The organism is Rhizobium ecuadorense, from assembly GCF_001187535.1.
Taxonomy (GTDB): domain Bacteria; phylum Pseudomonadota; class Alphaproteobacteria; order Rhizobiales; family Rhizobiaceae; genus Rhizobium; species Rhizobium ecuadorense.
Window position 1 is genome coordinate 1 of record NZ_LFIO01001865.1, and the last position, 5686, is coordinate 5686.

Genomic DNA, 5686 nt, shown 5'->3' on the forward strand with positions numbered 1-5686 from the left:
CGTCCCCTCGCCCCGTTTACGGGGAGAGGGTTAGGGTGAGGGGCAGCCATCGGCACGAAACCGGACAGCCATGGTATTGAGAAACCACGCAGGCTTTCGTTTTCGAACTGCGCAATTCCAATTATTGAATGCATTGCAATCTATAATTAAATGCATATCCTTGTCGGCCTGAAAGAGGATATGCCATGGCCGCGGAAACCATCGATCATTCGACACTTTCCCGCCTTGTCGATGCAGGCGCGGTCGATGCCGCGCATGTCATCGGCAAGACCGGCGGCTGGTCCATTGTCATCCGCTACGGCAAATCAGAGCGCCCGCTCGCCGCCCAGCGCAGCCGGCAGGTGCGTGTGTTCAAGCGCATGGATACGCTGGTGTCTTATCTCAAGGATATCGGCATCTCGCAGTTCGATGTCGATGCGGCCGATTACGTTCCCGAGACGGCATCGCGGCCGGATCGGGCCGCCGCTTTGCGTCGGACCCATGAGGCGGCGGAATACGACAAATGGTTCCGCGAACAGGTCGAGGAAGCGATCCGGGAAGCCGATGATCCGAACGCGGTCTGGATCTCGCACGAAGTCGTCAAGGAAGAGATGGCGCGCGAACGGGCGGAACTGTTGGCGCGGCTTAAGGGCGAGAGCAAGTGAAGCTCGTCTGGCGTGCGAAAGCTGCATCCGATCGCAAAAGAGCCATTCAGTTTATCGCCGACCAGAATGTCGGCGCCGCGATAAGCCAACTTGATGAGATCGAGCGTCAGACCGATTTGCTCATCGATCAGCCGGAGATCGGCCGGCCCGGACGAATCGATGGAACGCGCGAACTTGTCATCTCGCGCACATCTTTTATCGTGATCTATCGTGTCCGCCAAAAACTCGAACAGGTGGAAATATTGCGCCTCGTCCATGGCGCGCAAAAATGGCCACCGACATCCTGACCTGAAATCTTACTGCGCCATCTGCGGCTGCTTCGCCGCCCGTGCTGCGGTCAGTTCCGCCGTCGTGTGGTTCAGGCGGTCGGCGAGCACGCGCATGATTTCGACGGCCATTTCCGGAAAGTCGCTCAGCAGCTTCAGGAAGTGCTCCTTGCTGATACGCAGCACTTCGAGCGGCGAGGTGGCGCGCACCGTGGCCGTGCGCGAGACATCGCAGAGGATGGCGATTTCGCCGACGATGGAATTGAGCTCGACATCGGCGACCTTGATCTCGCCGGCCGGCGAGGAGACGATGATGTCGGCGCTGCCGGAGAGGATGACATAGGCGGCGTCGCCGACATCGCCCTGGTGGAAAAGATCCTGGCCGGCCTTGTAGGTCATGCGATCGGAGGTGAAGGCCAAAAGCTTGAGCTTGGCCGGCGCAATCCTCGAAAAGATCGGCACCCGGCGCAGCATTTCGACTTCGTCTCTCAACAGCATGAGCGTTTCAATCCCCTGACGCAGGGTTCTTGGAACCAGGCGCCTTCAATTCCGGGCGTCCCCCCGGGAACACCTACCATAATCGCCGCCGCAATAGAATATTACGATAACAGTTCCTTGAACATCCCGTTTTTCTCGGAAAGTTCCGGATAGTTTCCGGCTTCCGCCAGCCCGCCGCGGTCGAAGAGCAGGATCCGGTCGAACATCTCTGCGAGCCGCGCATTGGAGAGCACCCAGATGATCGCCGGCCGCTTGCCTTCTTCGTGCAGGTCTTCGACGATGTTGCGGGTGATCTGATCCTGAACGCGCTGATCGAGCGCCGACAGCGGCCGGTTGAAGATGAAATAGTCCGAGCGTTTCAGCAGCGCACGGGCGAGATTCAGCTTCTGCCGCTGCACCATGGTCAGCCGCTTGCCGCCGGAGCCGACGTCGAATTCCAGCCCGATCGACAGCACGTCGTCATAAAGATCGAGCGCGTCGAAGAGTTCGCCCATGATGGCGCGGATGCGATCGGAGGCGTCGGCCTGCTGATAGGCGATGCGGCCGAAGAGCACGTTGTCCATCAGGCTGGCCGATGGGGTGAAACGCTCGGCATCGTAGCGCTCGATCAGCTCGGCGAGATCGGCCGGGATATGCTCGTGGAACTGCTTGCGGGCGCTGACGATCTTGTCCATCAGCTCGTCGGTCAGCAGGCCGAAGCGGTGGCGCGGCTCGATATAGGCGAAGCTCAGCCGGATGATGGCCGAACGCTCCTCGGGTGTGGCATCCTCGAAGCGGCGGCTTTGCAGCTTCTGCAGCAGCGCCTGGTAGGTCGGAATATCGTCCGCCGTCATGAAGGTCAGCTGCTGGAAGAACGGATGGTCCGGCGGCAGGTCGTGGAAGAGTTCGACGGCGTTCTCGGCGATCTCCAGGCCCATGGCGTAGAGATCGGTGCTTAGGCCCGTCTCGCGGAACAGCTGCTGGAAATAGGGATGGGCAGCCAGCCGGCGGTTGGTCATCAGCGGCCGCTTCATCGTGCCGAAGAGCAGGTTTTCGCCGACCGTCGCCTGGGCGTTGTAGGCGTCGAAATCGAACGGCACGACGATGCCGTCGAGCCCCTCGTCACGCAGCCGGTCTCGCAACGAGGCGCGCAGTGCGACGACGTGGTCGCTGACGGCCACATGCACGTCGGTGTTGACGTTCGAGCGTAGCGCCAGATCGAGAATGTCTTGCGAGATCAGCACGGCGTCGAGCACCGGGCGGATGGCTTTCAGCAGATCTTCAGGTCCGCTGGCGCCGGCCGCCTGATAATCCACCCAGTCGCTGTTGAGGTCGAGCGTTGGATTGCCGGCCTTTACCGCTTCGACGGAATGCCATTTATATTCGAGTGCTTGCTTCTCGTCATAGACGGGATCGGTCATCGGCGCGTGTTTGAGGCCGTAGAGCAGATTGCTGGCGAGCGAGCCGTGGAAGAAGAAGGTGTCGGCCGAGGCATAGGAGATGCGCCGGCCGGTGATCGATTCCGGCAGGTCCAGAAGGTCGCGCCCGTCGATGGTGATGCGGCCGGAATCGGGCCAGACCATGCGTCCGAGCGCTTCGGCGAAGGCTTCGGCGCCGCTGCCGTTCGGGCCGACGATCGCCACCGTTTCGTTCGGCTTGATCTCGACGGAGACGTGCTCGACGAGGCGGGCGCCGCTGTCGTCGGAGAGCGAGAGATTGGTGACGACCAGTGCGCTGGTCAGCGCGCCGACGGGGGCGGTCGCCAGTTCCTGGATACGGCTGTCGATCAGCGGCTCGACGTTGAACTGCTCGTAGACCTGCTGGTACTTCACCTGCACGTCCTGGCGCATCTGGTCCCAGTCGATCAGTTCCTTCAGCGGCCCGGGCAGGTCCTTATAGGCTGATATGACGGCAACCAACTGGCCGATGTCGAGCCGGCCCTGCAATGCCAGGTAACCGCCGATCGCGTAAAACAGGAAGGGCGTGACCTGGGCGAGGAAGTTGTTGATGAACTTCACCAGGAACTTCCACTGGTAAAGGTCGTAGCGGATCGAGAAGATCCGGCCGAGCCGCGAGGCGATGTCGGCGCGTTCGAGGTTGGATGTGTCGTTGCCGTGGATCGTACCGATGCCGTCGACAATTTCGCCGACGCGGCCGGAAAGTTCGCGCGCCGTCAGCTGCCGCTGGCGGCCAAGGTCCAGCAGCCGCTTGCGCATGCGGGGAATGACGACGGCCTGGACGCCGACGATGCCGGCGGCGATCATGCCGAGCCAGAAATTCTGGACGATGATAAAGGCGAGCGCCGTGATCGCCTGGCCGCCGAGAAGGGCAGGCGAGACGAAGGCGTCACCGGTGAAGCCGCCCATCGGCTCCACTTCGTCCTTGATCATCGTGGCGATCTCGGCCGATTTCACCCGCTTGAAGTGAATGGGCGGAAAACGCAAGACCCGGTCGATCAGTTCGAAGCGGATGCGCCGCAGCATGCGCTCGCCGAGCCGGCCCTTATAGGTGTTGATATAGAACTTGAAGAGGCCGTTCAGCACCACCAGCGCCAGAAACACCAGGCTGAGGGCCATCAGCATCTGGAAGCGGTTGAGCTGCAAGCCTTGAAAGAATTCGACATGGCCGATCAGCGGGATGTCGTAGGCAATGTGCATGAAGGTCTGCCTGGCGCCTGGACCTTCGAAACCGTCGCCCTGGATCGGTCCGTTGACGATCTGCTTCGGCAGATCGAAGGACAGGAAGTAGGGCACCATCGAGGCGGCGACGACAGCCAGAATCCACAGCTGCTGCAGCCGCGTGTTCTTCCAGATGTAGCGGGCGAGGCTTTTTTCCATGGCTAACCGTCAGCGTGCTGGGAAATTCCGGGGGCCGGGATGGGGAGGAATTCTGAGAACAGGATCATGCAGCCGGACCGCCGATATTGCAATGAATACAAGGCGAAGCGACCGGCTGCAGACGTGCCGATTCTCGCCGGAATATTGCTTATATCACAGGAATTTTGGATTACAGCGCCGCGCGTCCGAAAAGACGCGCAAAGGAGGCTGTAGGGCTTGCAATTGCTGGATAATTTTATCCGTGAACAGGTCCGTAATCATGCCGGGATCGGCGCTGCGAGCAAAGAAACCCCCGGAAAAATCCGGGGGCCGGTCATTGGTCCGGGCGGTCAGGTTCACGCCGCGACGTCGCGAAGCATGGTGGTCGGCTCGGCATGGCTCATCGCTTCCGCGATCATATCGGCATCCTCATCGCCGATGCCGAACAAACCGAAGCGGAGCTGATAGCCCCAATTGGGGGCCACCCGGGTGAAGGCCAGCCGGCCGAGCAGCGGCCGGATCGGCGTTTCCTCCGCAAGGCGCCAGTCGACATCCCGCCGCCAGGGCCTGAAACCGCTTTCCATCTCCACCTGGTAGGGCGCGCCGTTTCGGGCCTGGCCGATCGCGGTGAAAGCCTGCAGGCGGTCTTTGCCGCCGAAGACGACGGTCGGCGAATAATAGATCACGCGATCCCCAGGCGTAATCCGCCGGAGGGGTGATGCCTTGCCGTGACAGACCTGCATGAAACCGGCTTGACGGCCGATGCGGACATGTTCTGCGGAGGCGACGGCGATCCAGGCTTTGGCCATGGTTCAACCCTCCTCGGCCACGGTGTAGACACGCAGGCGATGCCCATCGGGATCGGCGGCGACGAAGCTTCGGCCGAAATCGAGATCGGTCGGCGCCATGACGATATTCGCGCCCTTGGCCTGCCAATCGGCGTGGGTGGCATCGACCTCGTCGGATTTCGCGACCTTGAACCCTATATCGCAGCCGCCGCCGGCTGCTGCCGGCGCGGGCGCGACGCCGGCCTTGCCCCAGAGACCGAGCCCCAGGCCGGAGGGCAGGATGAACATGGCGAAGGTCTCGCTCGCTTCCACGGGCTCCTTCCCGAGCAGCTTGGCGTAGAAGCGGGCGCTCGCTGGCGCGTCGGTCACGTAGAGAAGAATGCTGTTGCTGGCGGTCATAAGGATCTCCTGTTGTTCGTTGGACAGCAGAACCTTATGACCTGATACTGCCAAATTCTGGCAGTATCATCCGTCCCGATGCGATATTGCCCCCGAACATTAAAGGGGCACAGATATACGGTATGGTGATACGGGCGGCATTCGCCGTTGCCATCCGAAGGCCAACCTTCCCGAAAATGCACACTGGCTGCCAAGATCAACAGGCCGGCGACGGACGGTCGGTCGCCGGCCGACTGCGGTTCATCCCCCCGTAACGTTTTTCATGACGGCTCGCTGCATTGAACGCGGTGTCAGGC

7 protein-coding genes are annotated in these 5686 nt (G+C 61.4%); 2 read left to right on the top strand and 5 right to left on the bottom strand.

The window, feature by feature from the left end:
• Positions 1 to 185 precede the first annotated feature (185 nt).
• Positions 186 to 644: a hypothetical protein gene (locus AF337_RS39115; protein WP_049736362.1), complete on the top strand. Its 459-nt coding sequence runs from the start codon at positions 186 to 188 to the stop codon at positions 642 to 644.
• On the top strand, positions 641 to 931 hold the full coding sequence (locus tag AF337_RS39120; protein ID WP_049736363.1) for a type II toxin-antitoxin system RelE/ParE family toxin: 291 nt from the start codon (positions 641 to 643) through the stop codon (positions 929 to 931). Before AF337_RS39115 ends, AF337_RS39120 begins: the two co-directional genes overlap by 4 nt.
• Positions 932 to 940: 9 nt before the next feature.
• On the opposite strand, the gene AF337_RS39125 is transcribed toward AF337_RS39120, so the two are convergent.
• The 5 genes from AF337_RS39125 to AF337_RS39140 form a co-directional block, all read right to left on the bottom strand.
• Complete coding sequence (locus AF337_RS39125) at positions 941 to 1408, bottom strand: cyclic nucleotide-binding domain-containing protein (protein ID WP_004679746.1); 468 nt, start codon at positions 1406 to 1408, stop codon at positions 941 to 943.
• A 101-nt stretch (positions 1409 to 1509) separates the two neighbouring features.
• Positions 1510 to 4224, bottom strand: coding sequence for an ABC transporter ATP-binding protein (locus AF337_RS39130; RefSeq protein WP_049736364.1), 2715 nt, complete (start codon positions 4222 to 4224; stop codon positions 1510 to 1512).
• A 153-nt stretch (positions 4225 to 4377) separates the two neighbouring features.
• Positions 4378 to 4563, bottom strand: coding sequence for a hypothetical protein (locus AF337_RS43085; protein ID WP_152971375.1), 186 nt, complete (start codon positions 4561 to 4563; stop codon positions 4378 to 4380).
• Positions 4560 to 5012, bottom strand: a complete 453-nt coding sequence (locus AF337_RS39135) for an EVE domain-containing protein (protein ID WP_049736365.1) — start codon at positions 5010 to 5012, stop codon at positions 4560 to 4562. The genes AF337_RS43085 and AF337_RS39135 overlap by 4 nt, the downstream gene beginning before the upstream one ends.
• 3 nt (positions 5013 to 5015) lie before the next feature.
• Positions 5016 to 5390 (bottom strand): VOC family protein, encoded by a 375-nt coding sequence (locus tag AF337_RS39140; RefSeq protein ID WP_049736366.1) that lies wholly within the window; start codon positions 5388 to 5390, stop codon positions 5016 to 5018.
• Positions 5391 to 5686 lie beyond the last annotated feature (296 nt).

Bases quoted from the DNA above. Each gene is read 5' to 3' on its own strand.
- AF337_RS39140 (WP_049736366.1), bottom strand. From the start codon at position 5,390: ATGACCGCCAGCAACAGCATTCTTCTCTACGTGACCGACGCGCCAGCG.
- AF337_RS39115 (WP_049736362.1), top strand. From the start codon at position 186: ATGGCCGCGGAAACCATCGATCATTCGACACTTTCCCGCCTTGTCGAT.
- AF337_RS39130 (WP_049736364.1), bottom strand. From the start codon at position 4,224: ATGGAAAAAAGCCTCGCCCGCTACATCTGGAAGAACACGCGGCTGCAG.
- AF337_RS39135 (WP_049736365.1), bottom strand. From the start codon at position 5,012: ATGGCCAAAGCCTGGATCGCCGTCGCCTCCGCAGAACATGTCCGCATC.
- AF337_RS39125 (WP_004679746.1), bottom strand. From the start codon at position 1,408: ATGCTGTTGAGAGACGAAGTCGAAATGCTGCGCCGGGTGCCGATCTTT.